The 20,153-nt window shown below is 69.0% G+C and carries 20 protein-coding genes and 2 pseudogenes; 5 read left to right on the top strand and 17 right to left on the bottom strand.

Translation table 11 applies throughout. The annotated features are described in order from the left end of the window. Positions 1-139: 139 nt before the first annotated feature. Positions 140-856: a hypothetical protein gene (locus ACRRRO_RS02480; protein ID WP_434081038.1), complete on the bottom strand. Its 717-nt coding sequence runs from the start codon at positions 854-856 to the stop codon at positions 140-142. On the opposite strand from ACRRRO_RS02480, the gene ACRRRO_RS02475 reads away from it, so the two are divergent. Then, positions 823-2,253 carry a VanW family protein gene (locus ACRRRO_RS02475; protein ID WP_434081543.1) on the top strand — a complete coding sequence of 477 codons (1,431 nt, stop codon included), beginning with the start codon at positions 823-825 and terminating at the stop codon, positions 2,251-2,253. The two genes, ACRRRO_RS02480 and ACRRRO_RS02475, sit on opposite strands and share 34 nt — an antisense overlap. Positions 2,254-2,371: 118 nt before the next feature. Here ACRRRO_RS02475 and ACRRRO_RS02470 read toward each other — a convergent pair whose 3' ends face one another. Beyond that, positions 2,372-2,617, bottom strand: coding sequence for a putative acetyltransferase (locus tag ACRRRO_RS02470; RefSeq protein WP_424797950.1), 246 nt, complete (start codon positions 2,615-2,617; stop codon positions 2,372-2,374). Positions 2,618-2,795: 178 nt separating this feature from the next. Here ACRRRO_RS02470 and fdxA point away from each other — a divergent pair, with 178 nt between their 5' ends. The 4 genes and pseudogenes from fdxA (at position 2,796) to ACRRRO_RS02450 (ending at position 6,942) form a co-directional block, all read left to right on the top strand. Further along, positions 2,796-3,119: a ferredoxin gene (gene fdxA, locus ACRRRO_RS02465; protein WP_424788154.1), complete on the top strand. Its 324-nt coding sequence runs from the start codon at positions 2,796-2,798 to the stop codon at positions 3,117-3,119. A gap of 13 nt (positions 3,120-3,132) precedes the next feature. Then, positions 3,133-4,268, top strand: a pseudogene (gene dapC, locus ACRRRO_RS02460) (succinyldiaminopimelate transaminase). A gap of 228 nt (positions 4,269-4,496) precedes the next feature. Beyond that, entirely contained in the window at positions 4,497-5,795 is a 1,299-nt protein-coding gene (locus ACRRRO_RS02455; protein ID WP_424788156.1) for a citrate synthase, read from the top strand. A gap of 100 nt (positions 5,796-5,895) precedes the next feature. Then, on the top strand, positions 5,896-6,942 hold the full coding sequence (locus ACRRRO_RS02450) for a TerC family protein (protein WP_424797952.1): 1,047 nt from the start codon (positions 5,896-5,898) through the stop codon (positions 6,940-6,942). Positions 6,943-6,963: 21 nt separating this feature from the next. Here ACRRRO_RS02450 and dapD read toward each other — a convergent pair whose 3' ends face one another. The 15 genes and pseudogenes from dapD to ACRRRO_RS02375 form a co-directional block, all read right to left on the bottom strand. Beyond that, entirely contained in the window at positions 6,964-7,908 is a 945-nt protein-coding gene (gene dapD, locus ACRRRO_RS02445) for a 2,3,4,5-tetrahydropyridine-2,6-dicarboxylate N-succinyltransferase (protein WP_424797953.1), read from the bottom strand. Between the two features lie 75 nt (positions 7,909-7,983). Further along, positions 7,984-8,262, bottom strand: a complete 279-nt coding sequence (locus tag ACRRRO_RS02440; protein ID WP_424797954.1) for a HesB/IscA family protein — start codon at positions 8,260-8,262, stop codon at positions 7,984-7,986. A 185-nt stretch (positions 8,263-8,447) separates the two neighbouring features. Continuing rightward, positions 8,448-8,720: a hypothetical protein gene (locus ACRRRO_RS02435; protein WP_434081037.1), complete on the bottom strand. Its 273-nt coding sequence runs from the start codon at positions 8,718-8,720 to the stop codon at positions 8,448-8,450. Further along, positions 8,698-9,405 carry an NUDIX domain-containing protein gene (locus ACRRRO_RS02430; protein ID WP_434081036.1) on the bottom strand — a complete coding sequence of 236 codons (708 nt, stop codon included), beginning with the start codon at positions 9,403-9,405 and terminating at the stop codon, positions 8,698-8,700. Before ACRRRO_RS02430 ends, ACRRRO_RS02435 begins: the two co-directional genes overlap by 23 nt. A gap of 16 nt (positions 9,406-9,421) precedes the next feature. Then, positions 9,422-11,265 (bottom strand): annotated as a pseudogene (locus ACRRRO_RS02425) (acetyl/propionyl/methylcrotonyl-CoA carboxylase subunit alpha). Positions 11,266-11,515: 250 nt separating this feature from the next. Further along, complete coding sequence (locus ACRRRO_RS02420) at positions 11,516-12,163, bottom strand: Maf family protein (protein WP_424797957.1); 648 nt, start codon at positions 12,161-12,163, stop codon at positions 11,516-11,518. Between the two features lie 155 nt (positions 12,164-12,318). Next, entirely contained in the window at positions 12,319-13,470 is a 1,152-nt protein-coding gene (locus tag ACRRRO_RS02415; protein ID WP_424797958.1) for a 1-acyl-sn-glycerol-3-phosphate acyltransferase, read from the bottom strand. Next, positions 13,470-14,360: a patatin-like phospholipase family protein gene (locus ACRRRO_RS02410; RefSeq protein WP_424797959.1), complete on the bottom strand. Its 891-nt coding sequence runs from the start codon at positions 14,358-14,360 to the stop codon at positions 13,470-13,472. The genes ACRRRO_RS02415 and ACRRRO_RS02410 overlap by 1 nt, the downstream gene beginning before the upstream one ends. A gap of 4 nt (positions 14,361-14,364) precedes the next feature. Continuing rightward, a complete protein-coding gene (locus ACRRRO_RS02405) occupies positions 14,365-14,751 on the bottom strand; it encodes a hypothetical protein (RefSeq protein WP_434081035.1) in 387 nt (128 codons plus the stop codon). Between the two features lie 50 nt (positions 14,752-14,801). Then, entirely contained in the window at positions 14,802-14,978 is a 177-nt protein-coding gene (locus ACRRRO_RS02400; RefSeq protein ID WP_434081034.1) for a hypothetical protein, read from the bottom strand. A gap of 7 nt (positions 14,979-14,985) precedes the next feature. Next, positions 14,986-15,927 carry a carbohydrate ABC transporter permease gene (locus ACRRRO_RS02395; protein WP_424797961.1) on the bottom strand — a complete coding sequence of 314 codons (942 nt, stop codon included), beginning with the start codon at positions 15,925-15,927 and terminating at the stop codon, positions 14,986-14,988. Beyond that, on the bottom strand, positions 15,920-16,861 hold the full coding sequence (locus ACRRRO_RS02390; RefSeq protein WP_424788166.1) for a carbohydrate ABC transporter permease: 942 nt from the start codon (positions 16,859-16,861) through the stop codon (positions 15,920-15,922). The genes ACRRRO_RS02395 and ACRRRO_RS02390 overlap by 8 nt, the downstream gene beginning before the upstream one ends. A gap of 4 nt (positions 16,862-16,865) precedes the next feature. After that, positions 16,866-18,161: an extracellular solute-binding protein gene (locus ACRRRO_RS02385; RefSeq protein ID WP_424797962.1), complete on the bottom strand. Its 1,296-nt coding sequence runs from the start codon at positions 18,159-18,161 to the stop codon at positions 16,866-16,868. A gap of 30 nt (positions 18,162-18,191) precedes the next feature. Next, the gene (locus tag ACRRRO_RS02380) at positions 18,192-19,085 is read right to left on the bottom strand and encodes a sugar phosphate isomerase/epimerase family protein (RefSeq protein ID WP_424797963.1); all 894 of its coding nucleotides are present in this window, start codon (positions 19,083-19,085) and stop codon (positions 18,192-18,194) included. Continuing rightward, positions 19,082-20,137: a hydroxyacid dehydrogenase gene (locus tag ACRRRO_RS02375; protein WP_424797964.1), complete on the bottom strand. Its 1,056-nt coding sequence runs from the start codon at positions 20,135-20,137 to the stop codon at positions 19,082-19,084. The genes ACRRRO_RS02380 and ACRRRO_RS02375 overlap by 4 nt, the downstream gene beginning before the upstream one ends. Positions 20,138-20,153: the final 16 nt, after the last annotated feature.

The following is a 20,153-nucleotide window of genomic DNA, read 5'->3' as shown; positions in this document are numbered from 1 at the left end:
TGTGCGGGGGCGTACACGAGCCCGAGGACTCTAAAGGGAATACGTGGCGAAGCAGAATGAGGGGCCTGCGGGGCCGACGCACGAGCATGCCGACGGGGACGCAGATCCGCGCCCGTCCGAAGGCGCGCTCGATGACGGCTCAACCCAGGAACTGCCCGGTCCCGATGAAGCGCCGGCAGCCGACGTGCGCCGAACCCCGATCAAGGACCGCCGCACCCCCGAGGACGACGTCACCCCGGACGAGCCCGCCGGCACCGGGGATCATGCCCGCGCGGACGACGTCACCCCGGATGAGCCCGCCGACACCGGCGATCATGCCCCCGAGGACGACCGCACCCCGGACGAGCCCGCCGACGCCGAGGAGCCCGCTCGCGACGACGACGCCACCGGCGTCGTCGACCCGCCGACCACCGACGCCTCCGACGCCACGGATGACCCAGACGCCACCATGGTGGCCGGGCCTCCGGGCGCCGTCTCCGACGACCAGGACAGCCCCTTGACCGCGAAGAAGAAAACCACGCGCAAGAAACGCGGCCTCACCAAGGTCGGGATCTGGGTGGGCGTGATCGTGTTGCTGCTCGCCGCGGCGTACGTGGGCAGCGCCTACTTCCTCGGCGACCGCGTCCCGGCGGACACCACGGTGGCCGGCGTGGACGTCTCGGGACTGCCCACCGGGACGGCCGAGCAGGTCCTGACCGAGGAACTCGGTGGCCTGGAGACCGAGCCGCTGCCGCTGACCTTCGCGGACAGCGGCGCCGAAATCGAACCGGCCTCGGCCGGGTTGTCCTTCGACGCTGCCGCCACGGTGGATCAGTTCACCGGATTCACCCTGAACCCGCGGATACTGCTCGGCCACCTCTTCGGACTCGCGAGCAGGAGCCGGTCTCGCACGTGGATGAGGCGGCTTTGGAGGCGGCGCTGGAGGGGTTGGCAGAAGACCTGGACATCAGCCCCGTGGAGGGTTCGATCAGCATCGTCGATGCCGAGGCGGAGATCACCGACCCGCAGGAGGGTGCCGCCGTCGACGTGCCCGAAGCCACCGAGTTGCTCGCGGCGGAGTGGATCACCGGGTCACGCCCCTTGGAATTGCCCGAACTGGTGGTGCAACCCGAGATCGGACCCGAGGAGATCCGGGCCGCGATGGATGAGGTGGTCGAGCCGTTCCTGTCCGGTCCGGTGACCGTGGCGGTGAACGACGCCGAAGTGGAGTTGTCCACCGAGGAGTTGGCCGATGCCGCCACCCTGGAGGTCAACGGCACCCGGTTCGACCTGGCCCTGGACGGCCAGGAACTGGCCGAGACCGTCACGGCCAAGGAGGACTCGATCGGGGAAGTCCCCCGCGACGCCAGGATCGAGTTGCAGGGTGGTGAGCCCACCGTGATCCCGGCGGTCACCGGCACCGGGCTGGACCCGGAGGAACTGGCACCGGCAGTGCGCGACGCCTCCCTGCAAACCGAGGCGGACCAGCGGGTGGCCACGGTCGAACTCTCCCGGACCGAGGCCGAGTTCACCACTGCCGACGCCGAAGCGCTCGGCGTCGTGGAGGTGATCGGACGCTACTCCACCCCGATGCCTTACGACCCACCCCGCACCGAGAACCTGGTGATCGGCACCTCGAGAATCAATGGCACCCTGCTCATGCCGGGTGAGGAGTTCTCCCTGCTTGATGCCCTCAGCCCGATCACCGAGGCCGGAGGCTACAACTCCTCCGGGGTGGTGGTGGATGGGTTTGCCACCGAAGCCGCCGGGGGCGGGCTGTCCCAACTCTCCACCACCGTGTTCAACGCCGCGTTCGAAGCGGGCCTGGAAGACATCACGCACCAGCCGCACTCGCGGTGGTTCAGCCGCTACCCCGAGGGCCGTGAAGCCACCCTGTTCTCCCCGGACCTGGACATGAGATTCGGCAATAACACCGACTACGGGGTGCTGATCCACGCCTGGGTCGGGGACGGCCAGACCCATGTGGTGCTGTGGGGCACGGACGTGTGGGACGTCGACATCGTCACCGGCAGTCGCTACAACATCACCTCACCGCAGACGGTGTACAACCAGGACCCGCGATGCGAGCCGGAGTCCGGTGGGCAGTCCGGCTTCACCGTGCAGGTGACCCGAACGGTCTCAGCCGGCGGTGAGGTGCACGAGCAGCGCACCTACACCCACACCTATCGCCCGTGGAACCGGGTGGTCTGCGGTGAACCGCCGTCGGCCTCCGACGATGACGATGACGATGACGAGAACGGGGACGACGACTGACCGCTGGAGACGGCTGATCCCTGGCGTCGGCTCGCACCAGCACCGGTGAGGGCGGGGTCCCGGCGCCGCATCCCAGGCGGTGGCGGCCGACGGTGGCCGTGCCCGGTTGCGGCCCGCGCTACTGCCCGGGCGGGGGCCGGCGCCGGCGCGTGGGCGGGGGAGGGACCCGCTTACCGATCGCGATCGTGGCGGCGGGTACCGACACCAGCCCGCGCTTGGTGATCACGTCCACACCGTCGTCATCGACGCGGGCCAACTCACCGAGTGCGTCGGAGTAGCGGCCCTCCTCGATCCGGTACCGCACCACCACGCGTTCCCCGACCTGCCAACCGCGCCAGAACGGTCTCGCCGCGGATTCACTCACCGTCGCCTCCGCTCCACCTACTGCCTCCTCCTCGTGATCGCCGGCCCACCGGTACGGTGCCATCTCCGCCCGGGGGCCGGAGGGCCTGCCCGAACCGGCCGAATGGGCGATACTAGGACCGGACCTTGGTGATGCCCACGTTGGGCCACTGTATCCACCGCAAGGAAGGACCTCGTCTGTGACGTATGTGATCGCCGAACCGTGTGTGGACCTCAAGGACAAGAGTTGTATCGATGAGTGTCCGGTCGACTGCATCTACGAGGGTGAACGGATGCTGTACATCCAACCCGATGAGTGCGTGGACTGTGGGGCGTGTGAGCCGGTGTGCCCGGTGGAGGCGATCTACTACGAGGACGACGTTCCGCAGCAGTGGGCGAACTACTACGAGGCGAACGTGAACTTCTTCGACGAGATCGGCTCACCCGGTGGGGCCGCGCAGATGGGGCTGATCAACTTCGATCACCCGATCGTGGCCGCCCTGCCACCGCAGCAGCACGACTGAGCGGCGTCCGTCGATGGGTCTGGTGCAGATCACACAGGACTACCCCTGGGATGCGGTGGCGCCCTACGCCGAGCGCGCCGGCGCGCACCCCGGCGGGTTGGTGGACCTGTCCATCGGCACTCCGGTGGACCCCACGCCACCGGTGATCCAGCGGGCCCTCGCTGAGGCCGCCGACGCCCCCGGCTACCCCACTGTGGCCGGGACGGCGGCACTTCGGGAGGCGATCAGCTCCTGGTTCGACCGCGCCCGGGCGTGCCCGGCCTGGACCCGGGGGCGGTACTGCCCACCGTCGGTTCCAAGGAGATGGTGGCGCTGCTTCCCTCGCTGTTGTCGATCGGTCCCGGGGATGTGGTGGTGGTGCCCTCGATGGCCTATCCCACCTACGCGATCGGCGCCCAACTGGCTGGTGCGGAGGTGCTCATCGCCGACGATGTGGCCCAGTGGACCGGCAACCCCGCCGTCCGGCTGGTCTGGCTGAACTCCCCGTCTAACCCCACCGGCGCGGTGCTGGGCACCGAGTTGATGGCCGAGGTGGTCACCGCCGCCCGTCACCTGGGGGCCGTGGTGGCCTCCGATGAGTGTTACGCCCAGCTGGGCTGGGACGTTCCGTGGAATCTCGAGCCGGTGCCGAGCCTGCTGGACGAGCGGGTCAGCGGCGGGTCCCATGAGGGGTTGCTGGCGGCCTACTCGCTGTCCAAACAGTCCAACCTCGCCGGATACCGAGCCGCGTTCCTGGCCGGTGATGACGCCCTGATCGCTCGCCTGGTGCTGATGCGCCGGCACATGGGCATGATCGTGCCCGCCCCGGTGCAGGCGGCGATGGTCGCAGCCCTCGGTGACGATGAGCACGTGGACCGCCAGCGTGAGCTCTACCGCGCCCGGCGCCAGGCCCTGGTGCCGGCGCTACGGCAGGCGGGATTCGCCGTCGACCACTCCGAGGCCGGACTGTACCTGTGGGTGCGTCCGCAGGAGGACTCCGTGCTCACCGGCCAGGACTGCTGGGCCCTGATGGACTCCCTGGCCGATCTGGGCATCCTGGCCGGCCCGGGAGCCTTCTACGGCGCAGCCGGTACCGGTCACGTGCGGATCTCCCTGACCGCACTCGATGAACGAGTGGCCGACGCCGCGAGGCGTCTCACCGGTTCCTGAGCGCCGGGACGACGTCGCCGGGGCCTGCCGGCGGTGGATCCGGGCTGCCCGGTGGTGGTGCCGCAGGTACCTGCTCGGGTCTCAGGTGGTGCGCAATGCCACCCTTGGAAAACATGGCAACGATTGGGCACGACCTTTGTCCGGCCGGTAGATTGCGTCCAGGGCCCATCGTGGTGTGCGATCCACGCTAGGGATGTGGCCGAGGGATAACGCCAGGAAGGGATAGACATGACTGACGCCACACCGCCCCCCGCAACATTCCAGGTGGACGGCCAGGAATTGGAGTTCGCCAGGGTCAGGGCGAGCGAGGGCAACGACGGTGTGGTGATCTCCTCACTGCTGAAGGAGACCGGGCTGGCTACGCTGGACCCGGGGTTCATGAACACCGCCAACTGCGAGTCCAAGATCACCTACATCGACGGGGACGCCGGGATACTGCGCTACCGCGGGTACCCGATCGACCAACTCGCGAAGGGGGCCACCTTCCTGGAGGTGGCCTACCTGCTCATCCAGGGCGAGTTGCCCACCCCCGCGCAGAAGGACGCGTTCACCGAGCGGGTGGAGCGCCACACCCATCTGCACGACAACTTCAAGAACCTCATCGGCGCTTTCCCTACCGATGCCCACCCGATGGCGGTGCTGTCCTCGGCGGTCTCGGCGCTGCCGGGCTACTACCCCGAGAGCGTGGACCCGTTCGATGAGCACGCGGTGGAGTTGGCCACGGTGCTGTTGCTGGCGAAGTTGCCCACCATCGCCGCCTACGCCTTCCGCCGCTCCCAGGGCAAGGAGATGATCGGTGCGGACAAGTCGCTGAACTACCTGCAGGGGTTCCTGCGGATGAGTTTCGCCGATGACAACGGTGACTACGAGCAGAATGAGTCGCTGGTGAAGGCACTGCGTCTGCTGCTGATCCTGCACGCCGACCATGAGCAGAATTGCTCCACCTCCACGGTGCGCATCGTGGGTTCGGCGCACGCGAACCTCTACGCCTCGGTTTCGGCCGGTGTCGGGGCGCTCTCCGGCCCGTTGCACGGCGGGGCGAACGAGGCGGTGCTGGCGATGCTCGAGGAGATCCGGGACAGCCCCGACGGGGCCGACACCTTCATGCAGAAGGTCAAGAACAAGGAGTCCGGCGTGCGCCTGATGGGCTTCGGGCACCGGGTGTACAAGAACTATGACCCGCGCGCGGCGATCGTCAAGGACGTCGCTGCGGAGGTGCTCCAGGCTCTGGGTGTGCAGGACGAACTGCTCGAGATCGCCCAGCGGCTGGAGGAGATCGCGCTGTCCGATGATTACTTCATCGAGCGCAAGCTCTACCCCAACGTGGACTTCTACACCGGCGTGATCTACAAGGCGATGGGGTTCCCCACGAACATGTTCACCCCGCTGTTCGCGGTCGGCCGGGCCCCCGGCTGGATCGCGCAGTGGCGGGAGATGATGGCGGACCCGGCCACCAAGATCGGCCGGCCCCGGCAGGTCTACACCGGCGCCACCGAGCGCCAGTACGTGCCCCTCAGCCAGCGCTGAGACCGGGCAGTTCCGCGCCCGGGACTCGTACGGGACAGTCCCGGCAGGGTTAGCCTCTGGTGCGGAGGATGCGGCGGGTCGCGGAAGGGGAAGGGCGCCGATGAGCGGTCCACAGGTGCTGGCCATCTTCGGGGTGGTGGTGATCGTCCTGCTGGCGATCGACCTATTCGTGGTGCATCGCCGCGACACCACCGTGACGGTGCGCTCGGCCGCGGTCTGGTCAGTGGTCTGGATCGGCGCGGCGGTGGTCTTCGGCTTCGCGGTGTTCCCCTTCTACGGCGACGGCGGGTCGGTAGGGGACTACTTCGGCGTCTTCGTGGTGGAGAAGTCACTGTCGGTGGACAACGTCTTCCTGTGGCTGGTGGTCTTTGCTTCCCTCGGGGTACCCAAGAACGCCCAACGACGGGTGCTGCTCTTCGGGGTGCTGGGGGCTCTGGTCCTGCGCTTCGGGGTGGTCAACGCCGGTGTGGTGATCATGGAGAGTTTCACCTGGGTGCTGTGGGTCGCCGGGGCGTTCCTGCTCTACGCCGGGTACAAGATGTGGCGGGAGCGCCACGAGCCGGTCGGCGGGCACCCCGCGGGCGGTACCGATGCCGCCGGACAGACCGACTCGGCCCTCACCCGGTTGATCCGACGGGTTCTGCCCACCACCGAGGGTTTCCGCGGTGATCGCTTCGTTGTCCGTGAGGACGGCCGGTTGCGTGCCACCCCGTTGCTGCTGGCCCTGATCCTGGTCGAACTCAGTGACATCGTGATGGCGCTGGACGCCCTGCCGGCGACGCTGGCGATCAGTACCGACGTGGTGGTGGTCATGTGCGCCACCGGGTTCGCCCTGCTCGGCCTACGAGCCCTGTTCTTCCTGTTGTCCGGTATCGCCGAGCGGTTGCGCTACCTGAGGATCGCGGTGGCGCTCATCCTGGTCTACATCGGCGCCACGCTCATCATCGAGAACGTCGTGGAGACCTACCACGCCTCCACCGCACAGAGCCTGGCGGTGATCGGGGTGGTGCTGGCCGCCGCCGTGTTCGCGAGCGTGCGCGCGCAACGCGCCGAGGACCGGTCCACCGGTACCGATGACGACGGCCCTCCGGCGGACGACGGTACCGGCCCGGCGGATGACGGCGTCCTGAACGCGCGTCGGAGTTGAGCCAACGGGCCCCAGGTAGATCTACGGGACGTGCAGGGCTGCGTTCAGGGCGGCTCCGGAACCGGTCCGTGGGAGCACCTGGACCTGCCCGGTCGTGGAGTCGCGACGGAACAGCAGGGAGTCCATACCGGAGAGTTCACCGGCCTTGACCACCCTGCCCTGCACGTTGACCTTGGTGCCGGCGGTCACGTACAGGCCTGCCTCCACCACACAGTCATCCCCCAGGGAGATCCCGATCCCGGCATTCGCACCGAGCAGGCAGCGCTCACCGACCGTGATCCGTTCGGTACCACCACCGGAGAGGGTGCCCATGATCGAGGCGCCTCCGCCGATGTCGGTCCCGTCCCCGACCACGACGCCCTGGGAGATACGACCCTCGACCATGCTGGCGCCCAGGGTGCCGGCGTTGAAGTTCACGAATCCCTCGTGCATCACGGTGGTGCCCTCGGCCAGGTAGGCACCGAGCCGGACCCGGTCGGCGTTGGCGATGCGCACCCCGCTGGGGACCACGTAGTCGGTCATCCGGGGAAACTTGTCCACGCCGTACACCTGCAGTTGCAACCCCGGGTGGGCCGCGCGCAGCGACAGCCGCGTCCGTTCGAATTCCTGGGCCGCGAACGGGCCGGCCGAGGTCCAGGCCACGTTCGGGAGCACTCCGAAGATGCCCTCGAGATTGATCGAGTTGGGGGTGACGAGCCGGTGGGAGAGGAGGTGCAGACGCAGGTAGGCGTCCTCGGTGCTGCGCGGTGCCTCGTCCAGGTCGATCATCACGGTGCGGACCTGGTGGTGGGCGGCGCGGTCCGGGTCGGCGCCGGCCAGTGCGGCCAGATCGGCCGGGACCCCGTAGGGGCCGGCATCACCAGGGCTGGGTTCACCGAGGGCCGGGTCGGGGAACCACACGTCCAGCGTGCTCCCACCTGCGGTGACGGTGGCCAGTCCGGTTCCCCATGCGCGGCGCGTTCTCATGGGCCAAGCCTACGCGCGCACCGCCCGCGGGTCCGCACCGGGATGGCACGGTCGCGGGCGGTGGCGCGGGTGTGGTCAGGTCTGCTGACGCAGGGTGAAGCCGGTGCCCTCCTCGGTCTGGCCGGCATCCAGTTCCTGCCCGTCGAGCATCTGGGTGGCCTCCTCGGATGTGAACACACGGGCACCTTCGGCCTCGACCACCTCATCACCGGACTGCGGCTCGGGGGCCAGTTCCAAGTGGAGCTGGCTGCCCTCCTCGGCCACCGCGATGCGCACACCGCCGGTCTCCGGCAGGTCGGCCTCGGCAGTGATCGCCTTGATCGCGGACTGGGCGTTCTCAGTCAGGGTAAGCACGGGGAATCCTTCCTTCGGCAGTGACACTGCACGGAACGCGTGCTCCGCGTCAGCGCCTCGGGCCCTTCCACCGTTACGGTTTCCTGGCCAGGATGCAACCCCGGCGGCGCGGATGCCTTGGAGGAATGCCGCGGTGTGAACGGGCCGAGTGGCAGCCACGCTTCCCTCGCACCGGGGTACTGCGGTCAGGTCTCCAGCGCGTCCAGTAGTCGCCACAACCGGCCCGGCCCGAGCACCTCTGCGCCGGCACCGCTCACTCGCTCACGCAGCGCACGATCGGCGGTGACCACGCTGACGTGCACATCCAACCCGGCGGCGTGGCCGCTGTCACTGCCGTCGCCGGCGTCGTCCTGCCCGCCGGCCGGACCGCTGCCGGCGCGAGCGGTACTGAACTCACCACCGAGGGCACGACGCACCGTGCGCACGATCTCCTCATCACCCTCGCCGGGGGCGCGCACGGTATGCACCGGAGCCACGTCGTCGGCGGCGCGGGCCGCTCCCTCGGTGACCAGCACCATCGCGGGCCACCAGGTGTGCCCGGGCAGACCGAGTGCGTCGGCCGCGACGCCGTGACCGGCCAGGGCCGCGAGCCGGCTCGCCAGGCGGGTCGTGGGCACCGGCCCGGTCCTTCCACCAACCGTCGGGCCGGGAACCCACCACGTTGGCCGCATCGACCACGAGCACCGCCCGGGTCCTCAGCATTCTCCGCAGCAGCGGCCACGCCTCGGCGAAGGCACCCAGCAGAGGCAACGCGGTGACCCGGTCCAGCGGGTACCACCGCACCTGCACACTCTCGGCGTCGGTGGCCCGGACCTGCATTCCGCCCGGGACGTGGGCCAGCACGGTGGTGTAGCTCCAGTCCGGGTGAGCCAGTTCATGGCTGGCGTGGGGGAGCACCGGGTCCTGGACCCCTGCCTCCTCCCCGGCCTCGCGCACCGCGGCCTGCACGGCACTCTCGCCCGCGTTGCGGGCACCGCCGGGGATGCCCCAGGTGCCGCCGTGGTGGGACCACGGGGCACGGTGCTGCAGGACCACCTGGCCCCCGCCGTCGGCCAACAGCAGCCCGGCTGCGCCGTAGCGTCCCCAGTGCCGCTGCCCGCACGCGCAGGAGACCCAGCCGTCGCCGTCCTGCGAGTCGCGCACGGGTGGCCGCAGGGGGTCAGGACCCGGCGCCGGAGTCACTCACGTCGATCTGGCAGAGCACGGTGCCGGCACTGACGGTCTGCCCCACCTTGGCGGTGAGGTGCTGCACCGTGCCGGACCGGTGGGCGCTGAGTGGCTGCTCCATCTTCATCGCCTCCAGCACCACGACCAGGTCACCCTCGGCGACCTGCTGGCCCTCCTCCACGGCGATCTTGACGATCGTGCCCTGCATCGGAGAGGCCAGGCCGTTGCCGGAGGCATTTCCTCCGGCGCGTGCAGCACCCCTTCGGGAGGGGCGGCGCGGGCCCTTGGTCCGCGCGGCGCCGCGGCGGCTCAGCCCGGCCGGGAGGACCACCTCCAGGCGTTTGCCGCCGACCTCCACCACGACCCGCTCGGTCTCCTCCTCCCCGGACGGGGAGCCGGCCGGAGCCGGCGCCGGCTCCGAGTCGGGAGCGGGCCGGCTCAGCGGCCGGCGAAGTCCGTCTCGATCCAGGTGGTGTGGACCGCGAAACGGTGCGCCTCGGTGGCGGTGAAGTCGGGTTCGTCCAGTACGGCGGTGAAGAACGGGAGCACCGTGGGGATGCCGGTGATCTCGGTCTCGGCCAGGGCGCGGCGGGCGCGCTGCAACGCCTGGGTCCGGTCCGCCCCGGTGATGATGACCTTGGCCAGCATCGAGTCGAACGCCCCGGAGATGGTGTCACCGGCCACCACGCCGGAGTCCACCCGGACCCCGGGACCAGCCGGCCACTGCAGGGTGGCGAGGGTTCCGGGCGCGGGCATGAAGGAGCCGTAGGGGTCCTCGCCGTTCATGCGGAACTCGATCGAGTGCCCGCGGGTGGCCACCTCGGTATAGCCCAGAGGCTCACCGGCGGCGATACGCAACTGCTCGCGCACCAGGTCCACGCCGGTGATCTCCTCGGTGACGCAGTGTTCCACCTGCAGGCGGGTGTTGACCTCCAGGAAGGAGAGATCGTGCCGTCGGTGCCGATCAGGAACTCACAGGTGCCCGCGCCGACATAACCGGCCTCGGTCAGGATCGCCTCGGAGGCGGTGCGCAACTGAGCCTCCTGTTCGGCGGTGAGGAACGGGGCCGGGGCTTCCTCGACCAGTTTCTGGTGGCGGCGCTGCAGTGTGCAGTCCCGGGTGGACAGCACCACCACGGTGCCGTGGGCATCGGCGAGGCACTGGGTCTCCACGTGCCGGGGGCGATCCAGGAACCGCTCCACGAAGCACTCCCCACGCCCGAACGCCGCGGTTGCCTCGCGCACGGCGGAGTCGAACTGCTCATCGATCTCCTCGGTGCTTCGGGCCACCCGCAGGCCGCGGCCACCACCCCCGAAAGCAGCCTTGATCGCCACCGGTAACCCGTGCTCGGCGGCGAAGGCATGCACCTGCCCGGCATCGGCGACCGGATCGGGGGTACCCGCCACCAGGGGCGCCCCGGTCTTCTGCGCGATCTGGCGGGCGGGCCGAGACCTTGTCCCCGAGCGCCTCGATCGCCTCCGGGGGCGGTCCGATCCAGGTCAGTCCCGCCTCGATCACGGCGCGGGCGAACTCAGCGTTCTCGGACAGGAACCCGTACCCGGGGTGAACCGCGTCGGCGCCGCTGCGCCGGGCCACGTCCAGCACCTTGCCCATGTCCAGGTAGGTCTCCTGGGCCCGCGAACCCGCCAGCGCGTAGGCCTCATCGACCAGCTTCACGTGCAGCGCGTCCCGGTCGGGATCGGCGTAGATCCCCACCGAGGTCAGTGATGCGTCCCGGCAGGCCCGGGCCACCCGGACTGCGATCTCCCCGCGGTTGGCGATCAACACTTTGCGCAGCGGTGCGGGAGTGACCTGCGGCGGGACGGACGTCGTCATTCAGTCTCCTTGTGTTCACAGGTCATGCGGGCCGGCGAAGGTCCACGGTAGTACTCCCGTGCCCCTGGTTGAGACCTTGGCCGCCGCGCGGCTGGCAACTTCGTAGCGGAGGGCAAGGGCGCACCGTGATGCTTGTGTGAAGTCTACAAACTCTCGTGCTCACCACCCAGCCAACGTCATGTTGGGTAGTTCGATATGTACAACTCCTCGGCTGGTCGGCGTGTGCACCACGGGGCCGGCACCGGTGCACTCAGGCCCCGGGTGCCTCGGCCCAGAGGTCGATCCAGCGGCGCCCCACCTGCGTCAGCAGATCACGCAGGGCGTACAGGCTCAGGCCGACCACGGTCTGGTGGTCGCCGTCGATATGGCGCACGAATGCCCCACCCAGGCCGTCGATGGTGAAGGCCCCGGCCACCCGGAGCGGTTCGCCGCTGCGCAGGTAGGCCTCCAGTTCATCGTCGGTGATGTCGGCGAAGGTCACGGCGGTAGCGGTCACGGTCCCGGCGGCCCGGCTCTCCTCGTCGGAACCGGTGCCGGTCCGGATCAGCCAGTGCCCGGTGTGCAGCACCCCGGTGCGACCGCGCATCTGCCGCCACCGCTCTCGCGCGGTCTCGACGGTGCCGGGCTTTCCGAGCGCACGACCGTCCATCTCCAGCAGGGAGTCACACCCGAGCACCAGGTCGGCATCGGTGATGAGGCCTGCGACCTGTTCGGCCTTGGCCCGAGCCAGCATGGCCACGGACTCGGCGGTCGTGAGTTCCTCGCCGCGTTCGTTCCGGGCCCGGTTCAGCAGGGCGTCCTCGTCCAGGTCGGCGACGTGGATGCGCGGGTCGACGCCGGCGGCCCGGAGCAAGGATGCGCGGGCGGGAGAGGCCGAGGCGAGCAGCAATGTGGTCACCCCAGGAGCGTAATCGCCAGAGCCCGGTGGCCGGGGCGGTGCGATGCGGCCTGGTCCTGTAGGGCCGGGGCCGAGTCGTCGCGTGCGGACAGGCCGCCGCGCCCCAGTGTCCTGGGCATCGCCATCGTGACGGTCCCGGACTGACCCGGGACCGCCTAGGGCTCACGTGGTTGCTCGGACCGTTCCGGCAGCGGCGACCGCCCGCGCCGCTGCCGCGACCGTGAGGGGCGCGATCCGCGCCGCTGCCGCGGCGGGCCCAGATCACGCGGCTGGTGCTCCTGCACCCAGGCGTCGATCGTCTCGAACCAGGTGTACAACCAGTCCTGCCGGGCTTCCTCCCCGGCGGGGATCTGCTCGGCCGGTACGTGCCAGCCCCGTTTGATGATCTCCTTGTCCATCGGCAGTTCCCGATAGACATCACCAATGCTGACCATCCGGTCCAGACCGGTGTGGGCGATGAACACCACGTCAGCATCGGGGGCGGCCTCCATCGCCGCGAGCATCCCGCCCGGGTAGGGGGCCAGCACGTGCCGCATCGCTTCGGCCCGGCGTGCCATCTGCTCCAGACCCATCGACCGCAACCGGGCGATGCGGCGTTCGCGGCGCTGGGGGGAGAAGTTGCCTCCTTCGGGAAAGATCACGAAGGCGTCGTCGTGATCCAGTCCGCGAGCCAGATCCGCGATCTGGGCGCGCAGCACCGATTCGCGTGGACGCCCGTCGGGGGTGAAGGGCGCTGGGGCGATGAACCGGTTCGGCAGCCGATTCAACATCACATCGATCGCCGGGTCCCATTGGAGCGTCTCCTTGAGCACGATCCGGGGTTCCCTGGACACCGTGTTCATCAGGGTGTGGATGAGCACCAGGGAGTCCCCGGGCCCGGCGTGCCGGGACGCCACGATCAACGGCCGGCCCGAGGCCAGCTGCCGGCCGAAGGAGTCCGCGTCCGGGGTATCCCCGTGCAGGGTGATCCGCAGTCGCAGGACCCAGCGGGCCTGCCGGAACAGCGCGCGGAGGAACCGTGCGGCGACCACGTAGTGGGCACGCTGGAACGCTGGGGTACGGATCTTCCAGCCGAATCCCGACCCCAGCCACAGGCCGAGCATCGTGACCAGGGCGGCGGAGTTCCAGGTCAGATAGAACAGGGTCAGCCACAGCACCCGGGGAAGGCGGAAGTACCCGGGTACCAGTGAGGTCAGCGCCAATGCCACCAGCACCAGCACCGGCAACGTGGCCAGCACGAGGATGGTGACCAGCACCACGGCCGGGGCGATCACGAGGCGGCGGACCCACCGAGGTGGCACGGGCATCACAAGGCCCGTAGGTACTGGCGGGTGGCGGCGTAGGCGCGTTCGATCCGGCGCCGGGTCCTGGTCATGTCGCGGTAGGCGCTGAGTTTCTCATCGCCCTCGATCGCCCCGCCGCTGGGCAGCATGTGCAGGGTGACGTGCTCTGGGAGCAGGCGCATGTCCCGGGCGAACCGGTGCCTCCGGGCGATCTCGAAGGCCACCCGGAAGGTGTCCAGAGGGTTCTCGGGGGAACTCAGCTCCTCCTCCACCCGGCCCACCTGCAATACGTAGATGGTGCGCGCACCGGCCTGCACGGCCGCCTCGATCGGGATGGAGTTGACGATCCCACCGTCGATGAAGTGTTCGCCGTCGACATTGGTCGGGGGGAGCAGGCCCGGAACCGAGGCCGAGGCCAGGACCGCGGGGATCACCGGACCGGAGGTGAACCAGTGCTCGGCGGCGCGTTCGACATTGGCGGCCACCACCCGGAACGGCACCGCGAGGTCCTCGAAGGTGACGTCGGTGCCGAGGGCCTCCTCCAGAAGTTCCCGCAGCGGGTCGGGGGAGTTCAGGTGGGTGCCACTACTGGCCAGACGCCGTAACTGCCGCCGCCACCCGTCTCCGTACACGGCGCGGGCCTGGGGGGAGGTCCATGCCTTGATCAGGCGGTCGACGACGGCGAGGCTGGGGTCGGCGGCGACGATCGCCCCGTTGATGGCCCCGATGGAGGACCCGACCACCAGGTCCGGGGTGATGCCGGCCTCCAGCAGTGCCTCGAGCATCCCGACCTCGACGGCCCCACGCACGCCCCCACCACCAAGGACGTAGGCGACCGGACCGTGCCCATCGGCCCGCTGCGGGCGCTTCGCCCGCGGCACCTCCGCGTCCAGGGCCGGGCCGTCGTCCTTCACGCGGTCAGTCTAGGGACACCGTGTTCGCGAATCGATCGAGTCTCGGCGAGGCTGCAACGCCCCGGCCCCAGACGGTGCTGAGCGCCCAGGCCGGCACGCTCAGCCCGCACGCCACCGTCAGCGGAGCCAGCGCCCACACCGGTGCGGTGGCGATCACCATCGGCACCGTCAGCAGGGCACGGAACGGGTGCGCCAGGGCGAGATGGACCATCTCATCGACCACCAGGCCCCGGGGAGCATGCACGGGCACCGTTGCCGCGGCCCGGATGTAGCAACCCAGCAACGCCCCCGCCACCCAGTACACCGGCACCAGCAATCCGGCGAAGAAGACCCGGGTGGGCGCCTCGAACACCCCGACCATCAACGCCACGGTTCCGCTACCGGAGATCACGTAGACCCAGAAGCACGCCGTCGCCGGCAGGTCGCGCCACCAGGTGTGCCTTAGTTGCCGCAGTACCGTGACCCCGCCCTCATCGGCATAGGTATCCAGCGACGAGGTGACTCGCTGGTTGCCGCGAAGGCCGGCACGGCGCCACCCACGGTCAGCACGCCCAGCAGGCCGGCCCAGTTCGCGGCGATGAAAGCCGAGGGCTTGCGCAGGAACTCGATCAGTCGCATCCGTGCCTCACTTGATCCCGGTGGCGACCATGCCGTTGACGAAACTGCGCTGGAAGATCGCGAACAGGATGATCATGGGTACCGCCGCCATGGTGGTTCCGGCCATCAGCAGGTTGAACTCGGTGCCCGCCTCCTGGCGGAATACGGACAACCCCACCTGGATCACCCGCATCTCGGTGCTGGTGGTCACGATCAGCGGCCACAGGAAGTTGTTCCAGCCCTGCTCGAAGGACAGCAGAGCCACGGTGAGCATGCCCGGCTTGATCAGCGGGGCCATGATGCGGGCGTAGATGCGGAACTCATTGGCTCCGTCGATGCGGGCCGCCTCCATCAACTCGGTGGGGGTGGAGACGAAGAACTGCCGGAACAGGAAGATGTTGAACGGGGACACCAGCGCCGGTACCAGCAGCGCCGGCCAGGAGTCGATCCAGCCGATCCCGCCCTGCCCGAACAAGTCGTTCCCGCCGGCCAGCGGCATGTGCCGCACCATCAGGAACTCCGGGATCACGATTGCGTAGAACGGGATCATCATCGAGGCCAGGATGAACACGAACACCGGTGTGGAACCCCGGAACCGCATCTTCGCCAGCGCGTACCCGCACATCGACCCGAGCAACAGGTTGGAGAAGGTGTGCACCAGGGCGATCGTGAAACTGTTCCTGGCGTAGATCAGGAAGGGGGCACGTTCCAGCGCGATCCGGAAATTCTCCCACTGCCACTCATTCGGCCACAGCGGCATCGGGGTGGAGAACAACTCCTCGGTGCTGCGCACCGCGGTCAGGAACATCCACAGGAACGGAGCGGCCATCACGAACGAGATGCCGAGCAGCAGGATGCCGAGCAGGAACCGCCTGCTCCGTCGGCGTTTCCGTGCTGATCGGGGCGCCTTGGTCACCTCGCGGACCTCGGGGATACCGGGCACCGCAGGGTCCTTGACGACGTCAGTCATCGCGTCCTCCGGTCAGTTTGCGTGAGATCACGGTCAGGACCACCAGGACCGCCAGCAGCACCATGGACTGCGCCGAGGCAAGCCCCATCCGGAACTCCTGGAACGCGGTCTCATAGATCTCCCAGGTGATGACTGTGGTGGCGTTCGCCGGACCGCCCTGGGTGAGCACGAAGATCAGGTCGAAGGTCTGGAAGTTGCCCACGATCGAGGTGACCAGGATGAAGAACGTGGCCGGCTTGACCATCGGCATCGTGATCCGGAAGAACTTCTGGGTCGCGGTGGCGCCATCGATCTCGGCGGCCTCGTAGAGTTGCTGATCGATCCCCTGCAGGTAGGCCAGGTAGATCATCATCTTCAGGCCCAGGCCCTGCCAGATCGTGACCAGGATGATCGACCCGAGCGCTTGGTCCGGGGAGATCAGGAACTGCTGGTTGGGGATGCCGAATAGCGCCCCGGCGCGGTTCAGCAGTCCGTTGTCACCGGGGGAGTAGATCCACAACCAGATCATGGCGATCGCCACTGTGGCGGTCACGTGGGGCAGGAAGACGGCCGTGCGATAGACCGCGCTGCCGCGCAGGCCCTGGTTGAGCATCACCGCCAGCACCAACGCGATCAGCATCGAGATCGGGATACCGACGACGGCGATGACCAGGTTGTGCCACAGGGCGCGCCAGAACATGGCGTCGTTCCACAGCGTCACGTAGTTGGCCACCCCAGCCCACGTCGGCGGGTTGAGGATGTCGTAGTGGGTCAGGCTCAAGGTGGCCGCGACGAGGATCGGTAGCCCTGTCCAGATCGCGATGTGCGCCGTTGCCGGCAGCGCGAACACCCAGGCCCACCGGGCTTGTCGTTGTGCGAGCGTGCGCCGCCGGCGGCCACCTGTGGGGCCGCCGGCGGTCTGCCGCTCCGCACGCGAGGCGGTCAGTAGTGTCATGGGTTCAGATCCTGCTGATGGCGTCCTCGGCGACCGCGGCCAGGGCGTCCACGGCCTCGGCCGCAGTCTTCTGCCCCACGATGGCGGCCTCGATCTCACCGGAGACGGCGCCACGGACCTCCATCCACGCCGGGCTGCCGCCCTCGAACGCGGTGGCGTACTGGAAGTTGTCGGTGGTGTAGGTCAGCACCCGGTTCTCCGCCAGGACCGACTCGTCCAGGTCCTCCCGCGAGGGCACCTTGCCGACCTCCTCCACGGCCGTGAGCAGGTGCTCCGGCTCCATCATGTGGTTGACCAGTTCCTGTACGAGTTCCTCGTTCTGGGTACGGGCGGAGATGGTCAGCAGCGTGCCGCCCTGGAACATCACCGGGTCACCGCCACCGGAGGAGGGGAGCAGCATCATGCCCATGCTCTCCTCGGTCACCAGGCCCGGCGTCTCCTGCACCAAGGTGGGCCAGGAGGAGGAGTTCATCATGTCGATGGCGGCGCGCTCCTGCTGCCAGGGACGGGGCTGTCCCTCGGCGGCCTGAACATCGAAGCTGGCGGTACCGTCCTCGACCAGGTCGAGCATGTACTGCAGGGCTGCGACGCCGGTGCCATCGGTGAACGCCACCTCGGTGCCGTCTGCACTGAACATGTCCCCGCCGTACGCGCCGATCAGGTGAGCCCAGACCTGCCGGAGGTTCTGGGAGAACAGGTCGATCGCCACGCCGCCGTCGGGGACGACCTCCTTGAGCATCTCCCGGAAGTCCTCCAGGGAGGAGGGCAGATTGTCCTCATCGATGCCAGCAGCATCGAACATGTCGCGGTGATAGGTCAGGACCCGCCCATCCACGAAATACGGAATGCCGAAGAGAGTCCCGTCGTGTCGGCCGATGCCAACCAGATTCTCGTCGAGCCCCTTGCCGTCCAGGAGTGACTCGGGCAACTCACCCAGCACACCACGCTCAGCGAAAGGTTCCACCCAGCCCGCACCGACCATGATCAGGTCGGCGACCACGCCACCGGCCACCGCGGCGGAAAGGCTCTCGTTCAACCGGTCCCAGTCCGTGTAGTCCACCGAGAAAGTGTGGTCGCCGAAGGCAGCGAGGATGTCGCCTTCGAACGCGGCTTGGCCGGAGGTCCCGGCGAACTCGGGGGTGAGGATCGAGAGTTGTTCGCTACCTCCGCCTCCATTCCCGTTTCCGCCGTTGGAGCCCCCGGCGCTGCCGCCGTTGCCGTTTCCGCATGCGGCCAGAAGTACCGCCCCGGTCAGGCCGAGCCCGGAGGCGGTGATGAAGTCTCGCCGTCGAAGCGTCATCGCTTCCATCCTTTCGTTGTGCTGACGGGGTCAGCGGTTTTCACGGACCGGGTTCGGACCGTTTTGGGTGGGAGTGGGTGTGTACCGGGCCAGGGCCGCGGAGGCCGCGGCCAGCGCCTGCGCCAGCGGCGGGGCGTCGGGGTACCAGTGCCGTTCCCATTCCAGGGACACCGGCCCGGTGTAGCCACCGTCGGCTAGCAGGTCGAGAAACGGCGCCAGCGGGATTGCTCCCGACCCCTGCAGCACCGGTGTCTTGTCGGCCCGGGAGGGCACATCCTTGATCTGCACGTAGCCTCGGCCGTCGATCAGGTATGGCAACAGCGCCTTCGCGGTGATGGCCAGGTCCTCCCCGACCCGCCACGGGTGCAGCACGTCCCAGACGGCCCCGACCTGGTGCTCCCCGACAGTCTCGGAGAGACGGTGCAGCAGCGCAGCGATGTCCTGGCCGCGGGGGTGGGAGTCGTGGGTCTCCAGCAGGATGCGCACCCCGGCGTCCTCGGCTACGTCCAGGCAGGCCGTCAAACGACGGACGACGGCGGAGGCGGCCTCCGCCCCATCGTGCAGTACCGGCAACTCGTCCGTGGCGGCCGTGGGGGCCGGTGCCCCGGGGAAGACACGCACGAAGTCCGCGCCCAGGTCCGCCGCCAGGTTCAGGTGTGCGGCCAGCGACTCGGTGACCGTCTCGTCATCACCGGCCTGTGCGATCCGCACCCGGCTGGCCACGGCAAGGATCTGCACCCCGGCGTCGGTGAAGACGCGCCGGACCTGGGCACGCTCGGTTCCCGTCAGGCCCACGTGTACCGGGGCGTCGGCGGCGGTCCGTAGTTCCACCAGGGCTGCGCCGTGCGCGGGCAGCATCCGCGCCAACGCGGGCAGGTCTTCGTCAATCGCGCCCAGGGTGGAGGCGGCGAACGGCCAGATCACGCCATCACCTCCAGCTCGTTGGCGGTGACCGCGCTACGCAGGGGCTGCCCGGTGGCGTAGCGCTCGAGTTCATCGAGCACGTTCCGGCTCATCCGCAGGGTTTCGTTCCCTTGGGATCCGGCAATGTGCGGGGTGAGCATCACGTTCGGCAGGTCGTACAAGACCGAGCCCGGCGGCAGGGGTTCGGGGTCGGTGACGTCCAGGATCGCGTTCAGCCTTCCCGAGGCGCACTCGGCCTCCAGGGCTGCGGTGTCCACCAGCGAGCCGCGGGCGGTGTTGATCAGGGTGGCGTAGTCAGCCATCTGGGCCAGTTCGGCCGCCCCGATCATGTGCCGGGTACTGGGTAGGGCGGGAGCATGCACCGAGACGGTGCCGGCCCGGCGCAGTATCTCGCTCAGGGAGGCCGGACGGGCACCGGCGGCCCGGATCTCCTCCGGATCGACCAGGGGGTCATAGACCAGCGTCGAGACCTCCAGAGTGCGCAGCCGTTGCACCACGCGCCGTCCGATCTTGGAGAACCCGATGATCCCGACCGTGGTGTCCAGGTTCGTCATCGGGCCGAACGCCTTGCGGTAATCGGACCAGGTGGCCCGACCGGTGCGGGCAGCGGCGGCGATGAACGGGGCCTTCTTGCCGGCCATGATGATCGCGGCCAGGGTGAATTCGGCCACGGGAATGGCGTTCTCATCGGCACAGTTGCTGACCTGGATGCCCCGGCGCCACACCTCGGAGGAGACCAGGGCACGCACCGTCCCGGCGGCGTGCAGCACCACCGACAGGTTCGGCGCATGGTCGAGGATCTCGGCGTCCAGATGGGGGCAACCCCAAGAGGTGATGAGCACTTCCACCTCGGCCAGGCGGGCGCGGGCCTCGACGGTGTCCAACCGGGTCAGGTGGACCGGTTCGTCCACCTGGGCCAGGGTGTGCAGGCGCTCGTGCTCGGCCGGCCCGAACTGCTCACGGAAGGCGCGCGGCAACATCACCAGCACGGCCTTGGGTCGACGCGCACCTGCCCCGGTACCGGAGGGGTGCGCCGGTGTGAGGGCGCTCATCGGTCCTTCTGCCCGG

Source organism: Sanguibacter sp. Z1732 (assembly GCF_051020515.1).
In the GTDB taxonomy this organism is placed as follows: domain Bacteria; phylum Actinomycetota; class Actinomycetes; order Actinomycetales; family Beutenbergiaceae; genus CALKWS01.
The sequence above is the reverse complement of the archived record's forward strand: the minus strand, read 5'-3'. Positions and strand labels throughout refer to the sequence as shown.

Coding starts and splice junctions, on each gene's coding strand:
- ACRRRO_RS02385 (WP_424797962.1), bottom strand. CDS start 18,161: ATGACGCTTCGACGGCGAGACTTCATCACCGCCTCCGGGCTCGGCCTG.
- ACRRRO_RS02390 (WP_424788166.1), bottom strand. CDS start 16,861: ATGACACTACTGACCGCCTCGCGTGCGGAGCGGCAGACCGCCGGCGGC.
- ACRRRO_RS02455 (WP_424788156.1), top strand. CDS start 4,497: ATGACTGACGCCACACCGCCCCCCGCAACATTCCAGGTGGACGGCCAG.
- dapD (WP_424797953.1), bottom strand. CDS start 7,908: ATGAGAACGCGCCGCGCATGGGGAACCGGACTGGCCACCGTCACCGCA.
- ACRRRO_RS02400 (WP_434081034.1), bottom strand. CDS start 14,978: ATGCGACTGATCGAGTTCCTGCGCAAGCCCTCGGCTTTCATCGCCGCG.
- ACRRRO_RS02450 (WP_424797952.1), top strand. CDS start 5,896: ATGAGCGGTCCACAGGTGCTGGCCATCTTCGGGGTGGTGGTGATCGTC.
- ACRRRO_RS02415 (WP_424797958.1), bottom strand. CDS start 13,470: ATGCCCGTGCCACCTCGGTGGGTCCGCCGCCTCGTGATCGCCCCGGCC.
- ACRRRO_RS02395 (WP_424797961.1), bottom strand. CDS start 15,927: ATGACTGACGTCGTCAAGGACCCTGCGGTGCCCGGTATCCCCGAGGTC.
- ACRRRO_RS02375 (WP_424797964.1), bottom strand. CDS start 20,137: ATGAGCGCCCTCACACCGGCGCACCCCTCCGGTACCGGGGCAGGTGCG.